Annotated in this window: 2 protein-coding genes; both read right to left on the bottom strand. The window is 47.0% G+C overall.

The window, feature by feature from the left end; all coding sequences use genetic code 11:
* Positions 1–139: 139 nt before the first annotated feature.
* Positions 140–1,426: an OmpP1/FadL family transporter gene (locus KDK17_RS17025; protein WP_257253514.1), complete on the bottom strand. Its 1,287-nt coding sequence runs from the start codon at positions 1,424–1,426 to the stop codon at positions 140–142.
* Between the two features lie 156 nt (positions 1,427–1,582).
* Positions 1,583–1,996: trimeric intracellular cation channel family protein (locus KDK17_RS17020; RefSeq protein ID WP_257288629.1), on the bottom strand; the 414-nt coding region annotated here is incomplete at its 5' end.

Below are 1,996 nucleotides of genomic sequence, written 5' to 3'. Positions count from 1 at the left end.
CCACTAACGCGGCCATCTTGAGACTTTTTTTAATCGTTTTGTTGTTAAAGACTGATTTCATCGACTTATTCCCTGGTTCTGAAAAACCTTCACCAAGACCTTGCCTGCAGAGACAGGCAAGGTCGCAGACGGAACAAGTCTAGAAAATATAATTCAATTGTGCAGCTACAATATTGGAGCTGTTCTTGTAATCGCCTGTTACTGTGCCGTAAAAAGGATTTGGAGTAGCCCTTTGATCCGGGCTGTACTTGGATTCATTGATTTTACCTTCTTTCAGACTCACATATGCATAGGAAATATCAACGGAGATGTTGGTATCAGGCCTCCAGTTTGCTCCCACGGTAAACCAGTTACGATCCGAATCCGGTGTACGGACTGTACGATTGTCATCATCGACGGGGGACTCATCAAACATATAGCCTGCCCTCAGTTTCCACTCTGGCAGTACTTGCCATGTCGCACCAAAACTCCAGGCCCAAACATCTTTCCAGTTGATTGGGACGTAGCTGGACAGGGCAGAATTATCGGCTCTGACATAAAATTCCTCGAACCGGCTCCAACGGGTCCAGGTGGCCTCAGCCATGAGAGTCCATTCATCGTTTAGCTCATGAGTCAGGCTTAGAGCCGCTTTTTCTGGCATAGTGATATCGAGCTTTGCATCTGATTTCAACTCAACCGGGGCCAGACCCTCAACTTTTACATCTCCCTCGATTTCAAAATCAAGTTCTGAGAAGTAAGCAAGGCCAACGTAGGTTTTATCATAAACATTCCACAGTGCTCCCAGAGTCCAACCCAATGCGTTGGCATCACCCTCAATCTTTGCTTTTGCAGCAGGCACAAGGGGATTGACATTTTGAGTTAATTCCCCCTCCACATAGGAACCAATTAACCCAAACCCAACCGAAAGGTCTTCCTGAAATTTATAGGAAACCGTTCCCTGCAGGCTCACGGTTTTAACGCTGGTTTTATTACCAAAGAAACGACCCGCCCAATCCTTGTCATAATCCAGCTCAATACCATTAGGAGCATACCCACTTATACCAAAGCTGATTTGCTCATTCAGTGGCATAACAAAATGCCCAAAAGGAATCCCGCTTGTTGACACGAAATCTTCCGTCTTACCCTGGGCAATCACCGTTCCACCCGCAGTATGCTGACCCTCAAATTCCCCTCCTTCAAGAATGACAGCAGAACCCACAGAAACCTGCATACCCTCAACATAAGCTATACCTGCAGGATTATTGGCTGCAATAGAAGCATCCTGGGGGTTGGAAGCCCTGCCCGCATAGGCTGTGCCCATGTAGCTGGCTGAGTTTTCATAAACGCCGTAACCCGCAGAGTAGACACTGCCAGAATGAAAGGAAACGGCCATAGCGGCAAGAAGAGGTGACAGAACAGCCACCCTCTGTCGTAAACACAAAGTCATTTTCAAACCTCATTGTGTTGTGTGTTGGTTTGAAAGGTATAGACGCAGAAACGCTTCGCTGCCTTTTTTTAAAGGCATAAACGACGATTAGTAAACAACAGTTATTAAAAGCATGGGAGCTCTGATCAAATAGCTATATGTCAGAGCGCGTTAAAGTCATCGGGAAATGGGTGGCAGGTCAAAACGAGGGAGAGATAATTTCTTATAAAGAGCCAACAGTCTGAGTAACAGAACCAGACCCGCAGACAACAATGTGGCCATATTGACGCCAATATAAGACTCTGATGCAACGAAGAGAGCACCACCCGCCATAGCGGCAAAAGCATACACCTCTTTTTTCAGCACCAGTGGCACTTCACCAGACAGCAGATCCCGGATAGCGCCACCGCCACAGCCGGTGAGAACCCCCATCATGACAGCGACAATGGCTGAAGCGCCGAAATCCAGAGCTTTAGTGACACCAATCACCGTAAATACAGCCAGACCCAGCGCATCAGAAATCAACATCATATGATGCGTTTTCTGATGCCAGCGTCTTATCAAAATCGCCAACAGGGTTGAGACCAGAAT

It is taken from the genome of Endozoicomonas sp. SESOKO2 (genome assembly GCF_024606245.1).
GTDB lineage: Bacteria > Pseudomonadota > Gammaproteobacteria > Pseudomonadales > Endozoicomonadaceae > Endozoicomonas_A.
Note: the sequence above shows the minus strand (reverse complement) of the source record. Positions and strands in the feature narration are given on the sequence as shown.